This window comes from Endozoicomonas sp. ALD040 (genome assembly GCF_049275945.1).
GTDB lineage: Bacteria > Pseudomonadota > Gammaproteobacteria > Pseudomonadales > Endozoicomonadaceae > Endozoicomonas_A.
On sequence record NZ_CP184829.1, the window covers coordinates 3,299,810 to 3,316,703 of the forward strand.

The 16,894-nt window shown below is 49.5% G+C and carries 18 protein-coding genes; 14 read left to right on the forward strand and 4 right to left on the reverse strand.

All coding sequences use genetic code 11. From position 1 onward, the window contains the following. Positions 1–29: 29 nt before the first annotated feature. From ACOJUN_RS11990 to nrdR, 3 genes are all read left to right on the forward strand, one after another. Positions 30–488 (forward strand): DUF29 domain-containing protein, encoded by a 459-nt coding sequence (locus ACOJUN_RS11990; protein WP_422136831.1) that lies wholly within the window; start codon positions 30–32, stop codon positions 486–488. Between the two features lie 122 nt (positions 489–610). Then, positions 611–1,864, forward strand: coding sequence for a serine hydroxymethyltransferase (glyA, locus tag ACOJUN_RS11995; protein ID WP_422136832.1), 1,254 nt, complete (start codon positions 611–613; stop codon positions 1,862–1,864). Between the two features lie 150 nt (positions 1,865–2,014). Beyond that, the gene (gene nrdR / locus ACOJUN_RS12000; RefSeq protein ID WP_422136833.1) at positions 2,015–2,476 is read left to right on the forward strand and encodes a transcriptional regulator NrdR; all 462 of its coding nucleotides are present in this window, start codon (positions 2,015–2,017) and stop codon (positions 2,474–2,476) included. Between the two features lie 335 nt (positions 2,477–2,811). Here nrdR and ACOJUN_RS12005 read toward each other — a convergent pair whose 3' ends face one another. Continuing rightward, on the reverse strand, positions 2,812–3,825 hold the full coding sequence (locus tag ACOJUN_RS12005; RefSeq protein ID WP_422136834.1) for a S66 peptidase family protein: 1,014 nt from the start codon (positions 3,823–3,825) through the stop codon (positions 2,812–2,814). 331 nt (positions 3,826–4,156) lie between these two features. Here ACOJUN_RS12005 and ACOJUN_RS12010 point away from each other — a divergent pair, with 331 nt between their 5' ends. The 10 genes from ACOJUN_RS12010 to ribA all read left to right on the forward strand — a co-directional run bounded on the left by ACOJUN_RS12010 (position 4,157) and on the right by ribA (position 12,013). Continuing rightward, positions 4,157–4,696, forward strand: a complete 540-nt coding sequence (locus tag ACOJUN_RS12010; protein ID WP_422136835.1) for an acyl-CoA thioesterase — start codon at positions 4,157–4,159, stop codon at positions 4,694–4,696. 209 nt (positions 4,697–4,905) lie between these two features. Next, on the forward strand, positions 4,906–6,033 hold the full coding sequence (gene ribD, locus ACOJUN_RS12015) for a bifunctional diaminohydroxyphosphoribosylaminopyrimidine deaminase/5-amino-6-(5-phosphoribosylamino)uracil reductase RibD (protein ID WP_422136836.1): 1,128 nt from the start codon (positions 4,906–4,908) through the stop codon (positions 6,031–6,033). Positions 6,034–6,045: 12 nt separating this feature from the next. Further along, entirely contained in the window at positions 6,046–6,711 is a 666-nt protein-coding gene (locus tag ACOJUN_RS12020; protein ID WP_422136837.1) for a riboflavin synthase, read from the forward strand. A gap of 81 nt (positions 6,712–6,792) precedes the next feature. Then, positions 6,793–7,905, forward strand: a complete 1,113-nt coding sequence (ribBA, locus tag ACOJUN_RS12025; protein ID WP_422136838.1) for a bifunctional 3,4-dihydroxy-2-butanone-4-phosphate synthase/GTP cyclohydrolase II — start codon at positions 6,793–6,795, stop codon at positions 7,903–7,905. A gap of 60 nt (positions 7,906–7,965) precedes the next feature. Continuing rightward, positions 7,966–8,439 (forward strand): 6,7-dimethyl-8-ribityllumazine synthase, encoded by a 474-nt coding sequence (ribE, locus tag ACOJUN_RS12030; RefSeq protein ID WP_422136839.1) that lies wholly within the window; start codon positions 7,966–7,968, stop codon positions 8,437–8,439. A gap of 1 nt (position 8,440) precedes the next feature. Beyond that, on the forward strand, positions 8,441–8,923 hold the full coding sequence (gene nusB, locus ACOJUN_RS12035; RefSeq protein ID WP_422136840.1) for a transcription antitermination factor NusB: 483 nt from the start codon (positions 8,441–8,443) through the stop codon (positions 8,921–8,923). A gap of 98 nt (positions 8,924–9,021) precedes the next feature. Then, a complete protein-coding gene (thiL, locus tag ACOJUN_RS12040; protein ID WP_422136841.1) occupies positions 9,022–9,990 on the forward strand; it encodes a thiamine-phosphate kinase in 969 nt (322 codons plus the stop codon). A 48-nt stretch (positions 9,991–10,038) separates the two neighbouring features. After that, the gene (locus ACOJUN_RS12045) at positions 10,039–10,512 is read left to right on the forward strand and encodes a phosphatidylglycerophosphatase A (RefSeq protein ID WP_422136842.1); all 474 of its coding nucleotides are present in this window, start codon (positions 10,039–10,041) and stop codon (positions 10,510–10,512) included. 186 nt (positions 10,513–10,698) lie between these two features. Further along, on the forward strand, positions 10,699–11,358 hold the full coding sequence (locus ACOJUN_RS12050; protein WP_422136843.1) for a retropepsin-like aspartic protease family protein: 660 nt from the start codon (positions 10,699–10,701) through the stop codon (positions 11,356–11,358). A gap of 61 nt (positions 11,359–11,419) precedes the next feature. Next, positions 11,420–12,013, forward strand: a complete 594-nt coding sequence (gene ribA, locus ACOJUN_RS12055) for a GTP cyclohydrolase II (RefSeq protein ID WP_422136844.1) — start codon at positions 11,420–11,422, stop codon at positions 12,011–12,013. A gap of 350 nt (positions 12,014–12,363) precedes the next feature. Here the strand turns inward: ribA and ACOJUN_RS12060 are convergent, their stop codons facing one another. Together ACOJUN_RS12060 and ACOJUN_RS12065 are read right to left on the reverse strand one after the other, a co-directional pair. Then, complete coding sequence (locus ACOJUN_RS12060) at positions 12,364–13,128, reverse strand: hypothetical protein (protein ID WP_422136845.1); 765 nt, start codon at positions 13,126–13,128, stop codon at positions 12,364–12,366. A 905-nt stretch (positions 13,129–14,033) separates the two neighbouring features. Next, on the reverse strand, positions 14,034–14,267 hold the full coding sequence (locus tag ACOJUN_RS12065) for a hypothetical protein (RefSeq protein WP_422136846.1): 234 nt from the start codon (positions 14,265–14,267) through the stop codon (positions 14,034–14,036). Between the two features lie 76 nt (positions 14,268–14,343). Here ACOJUN_RS12065 and ACOJUN_RS12070 point away from each other — a divergent pair, with 76 nt between their 5' ends. Next, on the forward strand, positions 14,344–14,757 hold the full coding sequence (locus ACOJUN_RS12070; RefSeq protein WP_422136847.1) for a nuclear transport factor 2 family protein: 414 nt from the start codon (positions 14,344–14,346) through the stop codon (positions 14,755–14,757). Between the two features lie 62 nt (positions 14,758–14,819). Here the strand turns inward: ACOJUN_RS12070 and dxs are convergent, their stop codons facing one another. Then, complete coding sequence (dxs, locus tag ACOJUN_RS12075; protein WP_422136848.1) at positions 14,820–16,745, reverse strand: 1-deoxy-D-xylulose-5-phosphate synthase; 1,926 nt, start codon at positions 16,743–16,745, stop codon at positions 14,820–14,822. Between the last annotated feature and the right edge of the window lie 149 nt (positions 16,746–16,894).

Sequence of the window (16,894 nt, forward strand, 5' to 3'; positions counted from 1 at the left end):
TACAGTGTTATGGCAATGGAGGTATTTTTATGGAAAACCTGTATGACACTGATTTCTATAGCTGGTCGTATCGTCAGGCCGAGTTGATTAGGCAAGGTCGTTTCAATGAACTTGATATTGCCAATCTGGTAGAGGAAATTGAAGACATGGGTAAGGCTCAGTATCAGGCTTTACGCAGTTGTGTTAAAGAATTGCTCTTGCACCTGCTGAAATGGCAAATGCAGTCTGGAAAAGACGATCAGCACACAATGACGGACTGGTACAGGAGCTGGCTGGTCAGTATCGCTAAACAACGAGGTGCCATCTTCGATCTACTCGAAGATAACCCTGGCCTAAACAGTAAGATTGATGAGGTCTTGCCAAAAGCCTATCGGTCTGCAAAAAGAGATGCAGCGGCTGACATGAAATGTAAGCCCGATGATTTCCCGGCTGACTCCCCCTGGAGCTTTGATCAGATCATGACTGAGGACTGGCTGCCAGAAAGCTGAGCCAGAGCCCATGAGTCTCGCTCAAATTGACATGAAACTTTTTCGATACGAAATCCTGAACAGCTGTATTAGAATGGTCGCCGAAAAACCTCATTAACAGGCAACATTCCGAGGAATCATTAATGTTCAGAAAGGACATGTCCATCGCTGAGTTCGACCCTGAACTCAAGGCTGCCATAGACGCTGAAGCGGTTCGCCAGGAAGAGCACATCGAACTGATCGCTTCCGAAAATTACACCAGCCCCAGAGTGATGGAAGCACAAGGGTCTGTCCTGACCAACAAATACGCAGAAGGTTATCCGGGCAAGCGCTACTACGGTGGCTGCGAGCATGTTGATGTCACTGAACAGCTGGCTATTGATCGTGCCAAAGAGCTGTTTGGTGCCAGCTACGCTAACGTTCAGCCTCATTCCGGCTCCCAGGCCAATGCGGCGGTCTACATGGCTCTGATCAAGCCCGGTGACAAGGTTCTGGGTATGAGCCTGGCCCATGGTGGCCACCTGACTCACGGTGCCAAGGTCAGCTTTTCCGGCCGTATTTACGAAGCGGTTCAGTATGGCCTGAATCCTGAAACCGGCGAGATCGACTACGAAGAAGTTGAGCGTCTGGCGGATGAACACAGGCCAAAAATGATCGTTGCAGGCTTCTCGGCCTACTCCCGTGTTGTGAACTGGCAGCGTTTCCGCGATATAGCCGACAAGGTAGGTGCTTTCCTGCTGGTTGATATGGCTCACGTGGCTGGTCTGGTTGCTGCCGGTGTTTACCCGTCTCCGGTAGGTATTGCCGATGTTGTTACGACAACGACTCACAAAACCCTGGGTGGTCCCCGTGGTGGTCTGATCCTGGCTAACGATGATGAAGAGTTGAACAAAAAGTTCAACTTTGCGGTATTTCCCGAGTCCCAGGGTGGTCCTCTGTGTCACGTGATTGCAGCTAAAGCGGTTTGCTTCAAAGAGGCCATGTCCGATGACTTCAGGACTTACCAGCAGCAGGTCGTTAAAAATGCTCAGGCGATGACCCGGGTTATGCTCGAGCGCGGCATCAAGGTTGTATCCGGCGGCACTGACGACCATCTGTTCCTCATGGATCTGATCGGTAAAGAGTACACAGGTAAAGACGCCGAAGCGGCTCTGGGTGAAGCTAACATTACGGTCAACAAGAATGCTGTTCCAAATGATCCTCGCTCTCCATTTGTCACCAGTGGTCTGCGTATTGGTACTCCGGCCATTACCCGCCGTGGTTTCAATGAAGAGGATTCTGCTGCTCTGGCAGGCTGGATCTGTGACGTACTTGAAAACATTGGTAATGAACAGGTTGTCGGGGATGTGAAGGCGAAGGTTTTGGCAATCTGCAAGCGTCTGCCTGTCTACAGCTGATCCAGGGCTGTTTTTCAAAGTAAGACCGCTGACCTGAGAATCGGGTCAGCGGCTTACCCACACAGAATCACTTCATTCTGCAAAGTCTTGGTAATTTTACAGGGGTGAATTATGATGGAAGACTCACTCTGAAAAACGTTTCTCTTACCCATGCACTGCCCTTTTTGCAACGCTGTCGATACCAAAGTCATTGATTCCCGCCTGGTGGCAGACGGTAACCAGGTTCGCCGTCGTCGTGAATGTTTGACCTGTAGTGAACGATTTACGACTTATGAAATGGCAGAGTTGTTGATTCCCAGGCTGGTCAAAAGGGACGGTTCCCGTGAACCCTTCAATGAAGAAAAACTAAGGGCAGGCATATCCAAAGCTCTGGAAAAGCGTCCTGTCAGCGTGGAACAGATTGAAGAGTCTGTGAACCGGATCAAGCATCGGCTTCGGGCCACCGGTGAGCGGGAAATAAAATCCCTGGTTTTGGGGGAAGAAGTGATGCGTGTACTTCGGGAGCTGGACGAAATAGCCTATATCCGGTTTGCCTCTGTTTATCGTCACTTCAAGGACCTGAATGAATTCCGGGAAGAAATTGAACGACTGGAAACCATTGATAAACAATGAGGCCATTGCTGACCTCATTGCAGAGTTTTTCGTTCATAAGTCAATGATTGACAATGCCAGCACACCCATAGTAGACGGCAAATGCAGCAAGAATAATGGCACTCTTATGACGCGGTACCCTGCTGCATGCCAATCTTCCCATAGTCATGGATGAAGAGGTGCTGGCGCGATCCATTGACAGGCTGGTTAGTATGCAAATCGCCAGAAGCTATGAGAATGATATCCAGAGGAATTACCGAAGTGCTGCCATACAAATATGTCTTAGTATCTGTTTTGGTGGTCTGTTCTCAGTTTCCGGCTTTTAGAACAGGCAGTTTCGGTTCAAAACTTTCGTCTCAGGGATTGACGGCAGGTTCCAGCATCGTAATAGTCCCTTTACTTGCGTCGATACGAACCTTCACACCTTCACCAATGGTAAATATACTGGCCTGATGGCCAATCATTGCTCCATTCCAGGCTGGAATATTCAAGGGTGAAATATGTTGTTTTAACACCTCCTGCAAGCGGTAAGAGCCATAAGGAACCTTGGCATTACAATTTATACATTGACCAAAAATAAAACCAGAGATTTCTTTTAATATACCGACAGTTTGTAACTGGGTTAACATGCGATCAATTTGATAAACATCTTCACCGGTATCCTCCAAAAACAGAATTTTATTTTTAAAACTGGGTAAGTAGGGGCTTCCCAGCATAGAAACTAAAACGGATAAGTTGCCACCCAGAATTTCCCCTGTGGCAATGCCAGGGCGAATAGTTTGAATCCTGGCAACAGTACGGGTTAAATCATCGCTTTTGATGATGGGGTTGCTCATGGTAATGGCATTACCTTCAAAGAGAATTTTCTTTAAATAATTAACGGTGTATTGTGTCCAGGGGTAAGCTGCAGCCATCGGGCCGTGAAACGTTATTAAGCCGGTTTTCTGGTGGATGGCTAGCAGCAAGGTGGTAATGTCGCTAAAACCCATAAAAATCTTGGGATGCTTTTTGATTAAAGGGAAATCTAAATATTCCAGTATTCGCGCTGACCCCCAGCCGCCCCGCAACTCGATAATGGCTTTTACTTTTGGATTGGCAAACATGTCATTGATATCAGCAGCTCGTGCCTGATCAGTACCTGCAAAATATCCGGTTTGTTGAAAAATAGTTTTACCGTAGATAACGCTCAAGCCCAGTGCCTCGAGTCGTTCTGTTGCAAATTGCACATCCTGGGCGGTATTAACACGAAAGCCACTGGAAATTAAGGCAACGGTATCACCCTTATTGAGAGGAGCCGGTTTAATAGCAGGTAACGCCAATACAGGGCTGGTCATTAGCCAACATAGAATAATAAATAATAATTTTTTCATAGTTTACTCCGGAAGAAGGGCTTGTTTTCCTGGCCTCTCCCTCTCTTATCTCCGGGCTTGTCATCTTCCCGACAGACTTCATCAATGGGTACGTCGTTTGTGAGGGGTGGCTGTCATTACGTCCTGTCATCACTTGCATGCGCTTAGTTCTTAGCCATGAAACATCTCATACAGGGCTGAAAGCTATCTAGGATAGTCTAGACAACATATCAGCTTCGAACAGACTTTGAGCTATTGATTAACAAGCGTGAATGACTCAGTTTTAAACGCTTGTTTCTTTCTACTGTTTGAATGGCTATGATGCTCGGCATAATTACTAGAAGATTTGAGTATGTATCCATTCATTCGACTGCTGACCACAATCCGTAAAGCCAAAAAAGCGCCCAAAATTTCCGTCGATGCTGTCAGTGAAAACTGCTTTCGCTGTATGCCATGGGATTTAGATCTGTTCATGGAAATGAACAATGGTCGGGTTTTGACGCTTTATGATCTGGGCCGGTTTACTCTTTCGATTCAGTGTGGGCTGTCTGATGTCCTCAAAAGAGAGAGCTGGGGATTGGTGGTTGCTGGCAGTACCACTCGTTATCGAAAGCGGGTCCGGATGTTCGACAAAGTAACTATGTACACTCAGGTGGCTGCGATGGATGAGCGATGGGTTTATATTATCCAGTCCATGTGGGTCAAAGGGGAACCGGCTTCTTCAATTCTGTTAAGAACGGCCGTCACCGAGAAGGGCCGGATAGTCGCCACTGAACGAGTCAGAAAAGCCACGGGCAGGGAAGACTGGCGTCCAGAGCCGGAAGGTTGGGTCAAGGCCTGGATTGAGAGCGAAGAGCAGCGTCCATGGCCTCCTTTGTCAGCCCGGACTTAAGACGATATGGGCCATTGACTGAATCTTTTTTAACCGAAAGCATCCCGCTAAACTCATTTACTTTTGGCTGATTCTCCCTGGCTGAAGGGGGCAATGAGAAGTGAGTATTGTCCTCTTTAAATTTTATCGAGCGCTTTCACCAGTGAGTGATGCCGGAGGTAAATTCATATAAACTGGCCCCATTTCTGACTGAGCCTGGAGAAGGTCCCATGGCGTCTGCGATTGATCATGAAATGATGTCTCGTGCGCTGCAACTGGCACGTAAAGGGTTATACACCGCAATGCCCAATCCCAGGGTAGGGTGTGTGATCATAAAGGATGGCGTCATTGTCGGTGAAGGCTTTCATGAACGATCGGGCGAGCCCCATGCTGAAGTGCATGCCCTGGAAATGGCAGGTGACCGGACTAAGGGAGCAACGGTCTATGTCACCCTTGAGCCCTGCAGTCATTTCGGAAAAACACCGCCCTGTGCAGAAGCGCTGATCAAGGCCAGGGTGAGCCGGGTGGTCGCTGCTATGGAAGACCCTAACCCCCTGGTATCCGGTCGTGGGTTGAAAAGGCTGAGTGACGTCGGCATTGAGGTTGAATCCGGTGTTCTTGAAGCCGAAGCCAGAGCATTGAATCCTGGCTTCATCAAAAAGATGATGAGCGGGCAACCTTTCGTCCGACTCAAGCTGGCCATGAGCCTCGATGGCAGAACGGCTATGGAGAGTGGTGAATCCCAGTGGATTACCGGACCCGATGCCCGCAGTGAAGTTCAAAAGCTCCGGGCGCAGAGCTGTGCCATTGTTTCGGGTGTTGGCTCGATTCTTCATGATAATTCTTCATTAACAGTCAGAGCTGAAGAGCTGGGGCTGCCAGACGCTGAAAAACTGGCCCGCAGACAACCATTAAGGGTGGTTCTGGATTCATCCCTGCAAACCCCTGTCGACGCGAAAGTGGTCACCGGGCCCGGCAGGGCTCTGATTGTCTGCACGGATCAGGCAGAACAGAGCCGACAGGCTCAGCTGGAGGCTGCCGGTGCTGAAGTGATCAGGCTGAACGCCGGCAGACAGGTGGACCTGAACGCATTAATGAGCGAACTGGCTCAAAGAGATTGCCAGGAAGTTTTGCTGGAAACAGGAGCAACCCTTGCCGGAGCCGCTGTCAGTGAAGGACTGGTGGATGAGCTGAATATCTTTATGGCCCCGATCTTGATGGGGTCAGCAGCCCGGCCATTGTTGAACCTTCCATTCCAGTTTATGTCAGAAAAGCTGGGTCTTAATATCTCTGATATCCGTGCTATTGGCGATGACTGGCTTATTAAGGCAACGTTTAAACAGAACACTGATTACTGAGATTCACTATTCATGTTTACAGGCATTATCGAGGCTGTTGGTAGCCTGCAGAAAGTAGAACCCCGCTCTGGTGATCTGAGGTTAACGGTCAACTCTGGTTCGTTGGATCTTTCTGATGTAAAACTGGGTGACAGTATTGCCACCAATGGCGTCTGCCTGACTGTGGTGGAATTGACCGGACAGGGATATGTAGCCGATGTTTCCCTGGAAACGCTTGAAAATTCAACGCTTTCGGGACAGGCTGTCGGTTCTGCCCTGAATCTGGAAAAAGCTCTGACGCCTTCAACCCGGCTGGGTGGCCACCTGGTCAGTGGTCATGTCGACGGTGTCGGTAAAATTGTCTCCATCGAACTCTCGGGTCGTTCGACGGTCTATTGGGTGGAGGCTCCCGTTCATCTGGCCCGGTACATTGCCCACAAGGGGTCAGTCACGATAGATGGTGTCAGTTTAACGGTAAACAGGGTGGATGGCTGTCGCTTTGCCCTGAACATCGTGCCTCATACCCGGCAGGAAACCATTATTGCCGGGTACCGGGCAGGAACAGAAATCAATCTGGAAGTGGATCTGCTGGCCAGGTATCTGGAAAGGCTAATGGACCCGAGCCTCAGGGAACAGAGTGAATCGGCTCCTGCCAGCCTGACAGCCGGTTTTCTTGCTGAACATGGCTTTATGAAGTGACTGCTTCCAGCTTGGGAACGAAACCGTTAGAATACGCCGGTTTCGCATACCGGATGTATAAAAAACACACATGGGGGTGTTATGCAGCTTAACTCCATTGAAGAGATTATTGAGGATATTCGCCTCGGGAAACCTGTCATCCTGATAGATGATGAGGACCGTGAAAACGAAGGTGACCTGATAATCGCTGCTGAAAAAATCACTCCTGAGATCGTGAATTTCATGGCCCGGGAGGCCAGAGGTCTGCTCTGCCTGACACTGACCGGAGAGCGCTGTGATTTTCTGGGGCTGCCACCGATGGTGACTTCGGAAGACAATGCATCGGGCTTTGGTACACCTTTTACCGTTTCCATTGAAGCCGCAGAAGGCGTAACCACAGGTATTTCTGCCCATGACCGGGCCAGAACCATTCGAGTGGCAGCGGACCCACTGTCCCGCCCCGGCGATATTGTTCAGCCAGGTCATGTATTCCCATTGAGAGCGCAGCCTGGCGGTGTACTCAGCCGTGCGGGTCATACCGAAGCCGGTTGTGACCTGGCGCGTCTGGCCGGACTGACACCGGCAGCCGCTATCATCGAGATCATGAACGAAGACGGCACGATGGCTCGTCGTCCCGATCTGGAAGTGTTTGCCAAAGAGCATGATCTGAAAATCGGCACCATCGCCGATCTGATCAACTACCGAATCCTGAATGAGAAAACCGTTGAAAAGTCAGAGCGGCGCACACTGGATACCGATTTTGGCCAGTTTGATATGACGGCCTACAAGGATTCTATCAGCGGCGCTACGCACATTGCCCTGACCAAGGGCTATATTACACCGAACTCTCCGGCGCTGGTGCGAGTTCACGCTATGGAACCATTCCGTGATCTGCTGTCGGCACATCCGGAAAGCGGTAAGTCCAGCTGGCCGCTGCACAAGGCGATGGCCAAAGTGGCCAGTGAAGGTCGTGGCGTGATTGTGCTGCTGGACTCTGAGTCCAGACTGGACCTGGGCGGAGCACTGGAAAAGTTCTCGGAAGGCAAGAGTGGCAGCAACGGTATGTCCGGTGCTTATCTGACCATTGGTACCGGTTCACAGATTCTGCGTGACCTGGGAGTAGGCAAAATGCGCCTGCTCAGCTCACCGGTTCGCTTCGCTGCCCTGTCCGGATTTGATCTGGAAATTGTAGAATATATCCCGTGTGAAGACTGAACGTCAGAGCACATGTACTTTGAAGTAAGTGCATTACAAAGATTTATTGAGGAAAGCGCAATGTCATTGCAAACCATCGAAGGTACTCTGCAGGCTAATGACGGCAAGTATGCGATTGTTGTTGGCCGCTGGAATGCCTTTGTTGTAGAAAGTCTGCTCAATGCGGCTGTGGACAGCCTGACCCGTCACGGTGTTGCGGAAGAAGATATTACTATTATTCGTTGTCCGGGTGCGTTCGAAATTCCACTGACTGTTAAAAAAGTCGCCAAAACCCAACGCTTCGACGCTATTATTGCTCTGGGTGCCGTCATTCGTGGTGGCACGCCACACTTTGAATTCGTTGCTAACGAGTGCGTGAAAGGCCTGTCCAGCGTGAATCTGGAGGAAGAAATTCCAGTGAGCTTTGGTGTTCTGACCGTAGACACCATTGAACAGGCTATCGAGCGTGCCGGCACCAAAGCGGGTAACAAGGGTGAAGAGGCTGCCATGGCAGCTTTCGAAATGGTGTCCCTGCTCAAGAAACTGGAGGCCTGAGTTGTCCACTGAGAAGCAGGAAACCGGGCAGAAACCTGCCCCGCGTCCTAAACCATCTGCCCGTCGTCGTGCACGTCAACTGGCGCTGCAAGCCCTGTACCAGTGGCAGATGTCCCAGTCATCCGTCACCCAGATTGAAATGCAGTTCCGTGCGGACAACGATTTCAGCAAAGTTGACGACGGCTATTTCCACATGCTGCTGACCGGGATTGCCCGTGAAGTCAGTCAACTCGATGACGCCATGTCGCCGCTGCTGGACCGTCCCATTTCACAGCTGGACCCGGTTGAAATGTCGGCTCTACGCATTGGTTGCTACGAACTGATGAATCGCTCTGATGTTCCATACCGCGTGGTCATCAACGAAGCGATTGAGCTGGTTAAGCGGTTTGGTGCTCAGGATTCTCACCGTTACATAAACGGCATTCTGGACAAGCTGGCACCCCGTGTTCGTCCTGACGAGGTGCGTAACTTCCGTCGGAAGTAATCGGTTTTTGATCAGGAGGTAGCGCTGTTGTCTCCTGATCTGTTAACCCGCCTGACAGCAGGTTAAACTCATATTTTAGCTTGGCTGGAACCTTTCCTATGGCGCTTGGCGAATTTGATCTGATTCGCAGTTTCTTCGATCGTCCGGGTCTTCGATCGCACTTAAGTGATGTCGTTGGTATAGGCGACGATTGTGCGCTTCTGTCTCTTCAACCTGGTCAACAACTGGCTCAATCCCTGGATACGCTGGTTGAAGGCATTCACTTCCCGAAAAACTGCGACCCTTATCTGCTGGGTTGTCGGGCGCTGGCCGTTAATCTCAGTGACCTCGCCGCTATGGGGGCAAAACCCCACAGTTTTACGCTGGGTCTCACCATGCCTGAATCGAATGATGTCTGGCTGCAGTCGTTTTCTGACGGTTTGGCAGAGCTTGCGTCAACCTATCAGATAGGATTGATCGGGGGTGACACCACCCTCGGGCCATTGACCCTCTCGATACAGGTACAGGGAACATTACCTGTAGCTCAAGCGCTGCGGCGAAATGGCGCTAAAGTCGGAGACCTGATTTACGTCAGTGGTTGTCTTGGTGACGCTGTCGGTGCATTACCTGATGTTTTGAGAGGTGAGAGCCCGGACAGTGTTCGCACCCTCGAACAGCGTCATCTGCTGAAACGTTACTATCGACCGACACCCAGAATAGCGTTGGGTCAGTGGTTACTGGAAAATGGAGCCACAGCTGCCCTGGATATTTCCGATGGTCTATTAGGCGATCTGGGGCATATTCTCAAAGCTAGCCGGGTAGGTGCTCAAATCAGTACTTCATCGGTTCCCGTCTCCAAAGAGCTCGAAAGTTTGCAGGGTCTGGAGAAAGCCAGGGAGCTGGCCCTGGCTGGAGGCGATGATTATGAGCTGTGCTTTACATGGCCCGATCGAAAAAAGTTGCAGCTTCCTGACAGCCTGCTGGCTGAAAATCCTGTAACCTGTATCGGTCGAATAACTTCCGCTACCGGGCTGGTGGATGCAGAGACGGCAGAGCCACTTTCTCCACGAGCCTACCAGCACTTTTAGTGACATCTTTTTTATGAAAGAGCATTCTTTCATGGACTACAGAAACTTATGAGCAATACACCCTCAGTCTGGAAAAATCCGGTGCACTTTTTAGCCTTTGGTCTGGGTAGTGGCCTGTCGCCTGTTGCGCCGGGAACCTTTGGTACGGTAGCGGCCATTCCTTTCTATTTGATGTTCCAGTACCTGCCGCTCTGGAATTATTTTTTAATACTGGCTGTCAGTATTGTTTTGGGTATCTGGCTGTGTGGAAAGACTTCTAAAGATCTGGGCGTCCATGACCATCCGGGTATTGTCTGGGATGAATTTGTCGGTTACTGGATTACTATGCTAGCTGCTCCCAGAGGCTGGGAGTGGGTGTTAGTCGGTTTTATCCTGTTCCGAATCTTCGATATCTGGAAACCCTGGCCCATCGGTTGGTTAGACAAGAGAGTGCATGGTGGTCTGGGTATAATGATAGACGACATTGTGGCTGGTATTTTTGCGCTTGTCTGTCTTCAGGTTATTGCTTATTTTGTGCTCTGATGGCTTGTGTCCTGTTGGATCTCAGAGCCATAGAGCTGAGTGCCGACTCTGAGAGTTGGTGGGTGTTTTCGAGAATAAAATATTCGGCTGTGTCTAACAACTTGACCCTATCGCCTGTGGTGAGCAAGATAGAGCCTAAACGGAATTGGTTATAACCCTTCGTGGGTGATCAAAATAAAAAATAGAATGAAATCAGTATTCTCTTTCAAGGTGATTGCTGGGGTTTTTACCAGCCTATTGTTGTCTTTTTCATACTCTTCCCACGCCGTCAATGTCAGGGTAGTGGCCCTGTTTCCAGACAAAGCTCTTGTCTTCATTGATGGTGAACGTCAATTTCTTAAGGCCGGTCAAGAACCGGTGAAAGGTGTCAAACTGATCGACGCCAGCAGTCGAAAAGCCCGGCTCGAAATCAATGGCGTAGCGAAAGATTATTTTCTCAGTCGCGATATGGGTAACGGCATTCAATCGCCGGAGCTTTTGACGTTTCGAATCAACAGAAGCAATGATGGGCAGTACCTTGCCCAGAGTGTCATTAACAATAATCCGGTTCAGGTGCTGATAGATACCGGAGCGAATGTTGTCGCCATCAACGGTGCCACGGCTGACCGTCTTGGCATTCGCTACAGGGATGGCAGCGCGGTTCGTGTCGAAACGGCCAGTGGCGTCGTCAGGGGTTTTCGGGTGATGCTGGATTTCGTGTCCGTCGGCGGCATACGGGTTGCCAATGTTGAAGCGACGGTCATCGAAGGCAGCAGCCCTGAAAAGGTGTTACTGGGTATGAGTTATCTGAAGAATATCCGATTCAGTGAGGAAGGCGGGGTCATGACACTGGAGGCTCCATATTAACTCGCCTGTAACATCTTGTACTGTTACAATCCCAACGCACGACTGTCTTGAGGAGTAGTGAGTGTCTGTTCGTTACGTTGCAGAGTCTCGCTTGCCCACCCCTTTCGGTGAGTTCATGATGCATGGATTTGAAGAGAGTGGCACCGGCAAGGAGCATCTGGCTCTCTCCATGGGGGATGTGAGTCAGGGTGGTCCCGTTCTGGCACGGGTTCATTCAGAGTGTCTGACCGGAGATGCTCTTTTCAGCATGCGCTGTGATTGCGGCCCCCAGCTTGAGGAGGCCATGCGCAAGATTGCCGAAGCTGGTCGCGGGGTTATCCTGTATCTGCGTCAGGAAGGCCGTGGCATTGGTCTGCTGAACAAAGTACGGGCTTACCAGCTTCAGGATACAGGTCTGGATACCGTAGAAGCCAACGAAGAACTGGGTTTTGCTGCTGATCTGCGCAAATACGATATGTGCAAGACCATGCTGGATCATCTGGGGGTTACACAGTTAGTACTGATGACCAATAATCCTAAAAAGGTTGAAGCCTTGACCCGTCAGGGGATTGATATTATTCATCGTCAGCCCCATCAGACTGGGCAGAATCCTCATAACGAGAAGTACCTGACCACCAAGGTCTGGAAGCTGGGACACTTGTACGATACTGCATGATGTCTGAGCTGGAGCCAGATGCGACCTGTTTCTGGCTCTTGGTGAAAAAAGTAGGACATCCATATAAATACAGCCCATAAGCCGCGAGCCCAGCAGCCCGTCAAACCCTGACAGCTCCCCAGAATAATCGTTTGTCATAACAAACGACAAACGAATGACTCAAAAGGGGAAAAAGTCAGAAATAGCAAAGGTCCCATATGAAATAAACTGGGCACCCAAAAATGCTACTGGAAACAAATCAACCATATATCCCAAAAAAGGAACAGGTTACGAGTGTCTTGTATTTTCCATTGTTTTCGGCACTTGACAGTTTGCACAGAACTTAGTGCAAGCTGTCGGCTAATGAGGATTTAATCATGAAATATTCTGCCCTCTTTTATGATTGATTTATCGGATGAGTCTAATATCACGTATTTGTTATGTCTTGCATCACACTGAATATCGTAGTCGGATGCGGTAACAGGATTTTCATTAAAAAAACACACATAAACGTCGCTGTTGTTACCCAATCTGGTACCATTTTCAACAAGATGGGAGTAGAGTTCATGGTCTCTTACAAAAAGTAGTTTTTTATACTTTTTATCACCGAATTCCTCTAAAAAATCATCGACCTCTCCCTTATGAGAGTCAAGGTTTATTTCATTCATGGCAGTATGCATGGCTGCATTAATTCTGTTCTCACTCGCAGAAATCAGAAGATAACAATAACGATGACACGCACTATAAATGGAAGGCAACTCAGCCCAAATTGAATCCCCTGTTCCCAGGATAACTTCTATATTTGATCCTAACGGATCGTCATAACTAAACGTGCTAGCATATTCTGCGTTAGTCATTTGTGAATATTTTTCATGGTTATTTTCTCTATTTTCCAAAATGGAAGTAGAGGGATGACTGCCAGAAGGCGGCCTGTCTGTCGGAACCAACAGTACTTCTTCAAACTTTCTTTTAGTTGCTTTACGGGCTGCAATGCCTGAAGCCTCATCTACAGAAGGCTGATCAACACGTGGAATAAGCGTTGTAGCCTCCGAATCGGTCCTGGACGCGGCTGCACTGTAATGCGGCGGTTGAGTTACCGCACTGACTGCGGCGCTGGTTGTTACTCCGTAAGTCATTATATATCCCTCGTAATAATTTGTAGTTTTAGACTAGCAATGGCCATCTAAGTTTTAGACAGGTAATGGTCATTAAAGTTCAAAAGAAAAATAGGACATCCATATAAAAATATAAAATACGGCCTATTAACCGCGAGCCCAGCAGACCATCAAACCTACAGCCAAGCAGAATAATCGTTTGTCATAACAAACGACAAACGAATAGCTCAAAAGGGGAAAAGTCAGAAATAGTAAAGGTCCCCATATGACAGGACAAACAAATAACAATGGAAAAGTTGGGCAGTCAGCTTACGCCATGAAATGAGCGACTACAGGTAAACGATCCCTATACTCATTACTGCCCCATTTTCCGAGCAATAGTTTTCATGGCTTCCAGCCTGCCCATTGCCCGATAAAGGCGGTTATTCCATCTCATGGTTTTGAGCCATTCATTTGAATCAATTTCCAGTTGGTTCAGAATGGGTGGGATATCTGAAGAAATTGAACCTTTCTTATCGAATGAGCGTAAAACCCCGTACTTTGAGGACGGGGATGAAAGCTCGGCTTGCAGAGCAAGCCCCTTGTGCTGTTTTGCTATCCGTCAGGTGTTTTTAGCGATTACGCTACCTGACAGGAAAAGTAAAATACCTTCCGCTTTCTGCCCGTGTTTGTTAAAGGGGTCGCCCAGACAATCTGAAAGGTAGAGCAGATTGTCGAATAAGGTGTATGCCGCTGTTGGGTAAGGTGTACACTGCGCTCGGGCATGACCCTCTAGGAGCCTGACCGAGAATAGTCTGCCCTACTGCGGCGGCAGCAAATTGGTCTGAAAATCCGCTTTTGTTCGTCAAATAGCTCGCTATTCTCCTCACAAAACCGAATTTTCATCCTCAATTTTCTGCCGTCCTCGCTACGGGCGCTATTCTCGGTCAGGCTCCTAGCTGTAGGAATCCCCGTCGTTCAGAGGGTGTCGCAAAACTCCAACAGCTCGTTCCCATGCTCTGAAGGTCGTCATTCCCGCGAAGGCGGGAATCCAGCGCCAACGGTGGGTCTCTGCCTTCTCGGAGATGACAAGGCCAGGGGAGCACCGGGCAGTACGGTTCTGGTGGTGAGTCAGTGTGGATTCCCGCCTTCGCGGGAATGACGAGAATGACGGGAGTCAACTCGTTCCCACGCTGGAGAGAGTTTTGCGACACCCTCTTCACGGCGGGGAGGATGTCGAAGGTAGGAATAGTACTCATGAATGCAAAGGTAATGACTTATCAGCAAAAAGTGCAACTTTTCTGTGATGCTCTACAAATTGTCCTGGCAAAGCATGACACCTCAAAAGTGACTGATTATTTTACGGAGGACGCCGTCATAATCATCAATGAAAGACGTCTGGAGGGCAGCCGACAAATTTGCGAGCGATTACAGTGGATAAAGGAGCATACCAGAAGCGTAGATATTTCTGTGCATCGGATTTTTTTTGACGGTGACCGGGGGTTCGATCACCACACCTCCAGAGTAACCTCCAATGAGGGCACTACCGCCTTGTTTAAAATATTTGGCTATATAGAGATGCGCGACAATAAAATATCACTGTATGAAGATGTGACCATTCAGATGGAAGGCGAAGAAGCTATGCATTTAGCAACATCTGTTCAGCAATAGATCAGAGTATCAGAAGTGAAATGAATCAGCCTCCCATGAACAGGAGGCTGATAATGAGATGATCAGGCCGGGGTGACGTGGGCGATTTTAATCGCTCTTTTCAGGCTCCGGCTCATGCGTTTCAAAATGGATCGTCTGATACCCTCGGCATCCAGTCCACACTCGGCCAGTTGTTGTTTGTGACTGGCGGCTTCGATGTAGTCATCCGGAATGCCCAGCTGCATGATGGGCACATTAATGCCATGCTCATTCAGGAACTCGGAAACGGCTGAGCCGGCTCCACCGGCAATGCAGCCTTCTTCCAGAGTGACCAGCAGTTCATGATCTTTGGCCAGTTGTTGAATGAGCTCTTTATCCAGCGGTTTGACAAAGCGCATGTTTGCGACAGTGGCATTCAGTTCGTCAGCGACTTGCAGAGCGTTCTGCAGCAAAGTGCCGAAAGAGAGAATAGCTACTTGCTGTCCCCGACGACGAATTTCTCCTTTACCGATTGTCATGGGTTCCAGACTTTCACTGATCGCGACACCGGGTCCGGTTCCTCTGGGATAACGGACAGAAGCCGGTCCCTGATACTGGTAACCTGTAGAAAGCATACGACGGGTTTCATCTTCATCAGAGGGCGTCATGACCAGCATTTCAGGTACACAGCGCAGGTAGGCAATATCAAAACAGCCGCCATGAGTCGGGCCGTCTTCGCCAACCATGCCTGCCCGGTCGATGGCGAAAAGGACATCCAGCTTTTGAACGGCAACGTCGTGAATCAGCTGATCGTAGGCTCGTTGCAGGAAAGTAGAGTATATCGCTACGACGGGTTTCATTCCCTCACAAGCCATACCGGCAGCCAGAGTCACTGCGTGCTGTTCGGCAATGGCGACATCAAAATAGCGATCCGGGTAGCGATCAGCAAAGCGAATCAGGTCCGAGCCTTCACACATGGCCGGGGTAATACCGACCAGTTTGTCGTCTTTTGCAGCCATGTCGCAGAGCCATTGACCAAAGACATTACAGTACTTGGGTTTTTTGGGAAGACTGGGTTTTTCTTCACTGGCTTTGGAGCTGGGTTCCAGTTTTGTGATGGCGTGATAACCAATAGGGTCTTTTTCTGCCGGTGTAAAGCCTTTACCTTTGCGGGTTACTACGTGCAGGAATTGAGGACCGTCCAGATCTTTGAGGTTCTCAAGAGTATGCAGCAACATGGGCAGGTCGTGGCCGTCAATAGGACCAAAATAGTTAAAACCCATTTCTTCGAACAGAGTACCGGGAATGATCATTCCCTTCATGTGTTCTTCGGTCCTGCGCGCCAGCTCCCAGGCATGGGGGATGCCATTAAGTACTTTCTTGCTGCCTTCCCGAATATGGTGATAGGTCCTGCTGGATAAGATTTTGGTCAGATAATTCGACAAGCCGCCCACGCTTTTTGAAATGGACATGTCATTGTCGTTTAAAATAACCAGCATGTTGGCTTTGAGGTCGGCGGCATGGTTCATGGCTTCATAAGCCATCCCGGCCGTCATGGAACCATCGCCAATCACGGCAACGGTACGACGTTTTTCTCCTTTCAGTCGAGCGCTGGTCGCCATGCCCATTGCGGCACTGATAGACGTACTGGAGTGACCTACGCCAAAAGTATCAAATTCACTTTCTTCTCTTTTTGGAAACGCAGCCAGACCGTCTTTCTGTCGAAGAGTGCTCATTTTGTCTTTGCGACCAGTGATTATTTTATGGGGATAGGTCTGGTGGCCCACATCCCATACCAGGCGATCATGGGGGGTATCGAAGAGATAGTGCAGGGCGACAGTCAGTTCAACAACACCCAGCCCGGCACCAAAATGCCCACCTACCTGACCGACCGAGTAGAGCAGAAATTCTCTGAGTTCCCGGGCCAGCTGGGGCAGATCTGTCCTGTCAAGTTGGCGCAGCTGATCAGGCGTATCGACCTGATCCAACAGCGGAGTATCAGGTTTTGTCTTGGGTATTTCGTGAAACATGTTTGCTTGCGATCCAGGCCTCTCAGCCATAAAAAGCGACTTTTTCAGGGGAAGCGGTGTTCCGGGTCGCTTTTCAAAAATTCGACGTAGTTCCTCATTCACCACAACTTGTATGGGACGGGAAGGGGAAACCTTGATGCTTCCGGCAG

Excerpts from the sequence above, each read along its gene's own strand:
- ACOJUN_RS11990 (WP_422136831.1), top strand. The coding sequence starts at position 30 with ATGGAAAACCTGTATGACACTGATTTCTATAGCTGGTCGTATCGTCAG.
- glyA (WP_422136832.1), top strand. The coding sequence starts at position 611 with ATGTTCAGAAAGGACATGTCCATCGCTGAGTTCGACCCTGAACTCAAG.
- nrdR (WP_422136833.1), top strand. The coding sequence starts at position 2,015 with ATGCACTGCCCTTTTTGCAACGCTGTCGATACCAAAGTCATTGATTCC.
- ACOJUN_RS12005 (WP_422136834.1), bottom strand. The coding sequence starts at position 3,825 with ATGAAAAAATTATTATTTATTATTCTATGTTGGCTAATGACCAGCCCT.
- ACOJUN_RS12010 (WP_422136835.1), top strand. The coding sequence starts at position 4,157 with ATGTATCCATTCATTCGACTGCTGACCACAATCCGTAAAGCCAAAAAA.
- ribD (WP_422136836.1), top strand. The coding sequence starts at position 4,906 with ATGGCGTCTGCGATTGATCATGAAATGATGTCTCGTGCGCTGCAACTG.
- ACOJUN_RS12020 (WP_422136837.1), top strand. The coding sequence starts at position 6,046 with ATGTTTACAGGCATTATCGAGGCTGTTGGTAGCCTGCAGAAAGTAGAA.
- ribBA (WP_422136838.1), top strand. The coding sequence starts at position 6,793 with ATGCAGCTTAACTCCATTGAAGAGATTATTGAGGATATTCGCCTCGGG.
- ribE (WP_422136839.1), top strand. The coding sequence starts at position 7,966 with ATGTCATTGCAAACCATCGAAGGTACTCTGCAGGCTAATGACGGCAAG.
- thiL (WP_422136841.1), top strand. The coding sequence starts at position 9,022 with ATGGCGCTTGGCGAATTTGATCTGATTCGCAGTTTCTTCGATCGTCCG.
- ACOJUN_RS12045 (WP_422136842.1), top strand. The coding sequence starts at position 10,039 with ATGAGCAATACACCCTCAGTCTGGAAAAATCCGGTGCACTTTTTAGCC.
- ACOJUN_RS12050 (WP_422136843.1), top strand. The coding sequence starts at position 10,699 with ATGAAATCAGTATTCTCTTTCAAGGTGATTGCTGGGGTTTTTACCAGC.
- ACOJUN_RS12060 (WP_422136845.1), bottom strand. The coding sequence starts at position 13,128 with ATGACTTACGGAGTAACAACCAGCGCCGCAGTCAGTGCGGTAACTCAA.
- ACOJUN_RS12070 (WP_422136847.1), top strand. The coding sequence starts at position 14,344 with ATGAATGCAAAGGTAATGACTTATCAGCAAAAAGTGCAACTTTTCTGT.
- dxs (WP_422136848.1), bottom strand. The coding sequence starts at position 16,745 with ATGTTTCACGAAATACCCAAGACAAAACCTGATACTCCGCTGTTGGAT.